The organism is Undibacterium sp. Ji42W (genome assembly GCF_049340405.1).
Lineage (GTDB): Bacteria > Pseudomonadota > Gammaproteobacteria > Burkholderiales > Burkholderiaceae_D > Undibacterium.
Genome location: NZ_JBMPOV010000068.1, coordinates 1 through 366, shown reverse-complemented (window position 1 = coordinate 366; position 366 = coordinate 1). Strand labels below are relative to the sequence as shown.

Sequence of the window (366 nt, the reverse complement as noted above, 5' to 3'; positions counted from 1 at the left end):
ACGCTTAGCGCGCACTTTGTCGTTCAACCACCGCAATCAGGTTGGCCAGTGATTTGCTGGCCGGACCGACGCCGGTTTCTATATTCTTCAACTTGGCCTGTACGGTGATCAGCAAACGCAGGGCTTTATCCATGCTATTGCTGCTCATCGCGGTATTGACCTGGTTGAGCAAGTCTACGATGGCGGTGCGTTGTGCAAGCTGTGCTGGCGTTGACAGGCTCAGGCCTTGTACCAAACTAATGGTTTGTGCATTGATCTGGCTGGCGCTTTGTACCTTGATGGCCTGGTCTTGCGACTTGTACGGCGTGGCAGTGCCACCGCTGACCATGCTGAGGGCGAGGTTGGCGTTGTAAGTACCTGCAGATA

General features: G+C 54.6%; 1 protein-coding gene. It reads right to left on the bottom strand.

Going from position 1 to position 366, the window contains the following annotated elements; all coding sequences use genetic code 11:
- Positions 1-4: 4 nt before the first annotated feature.
- Positions 5-366: hypothetical protein (locus ACO0LG_RS29630; RefSeq protein ID WP_423032223.1), on the bottom strand; the 362-nt coding region annotated here is incomplete at its 5' end.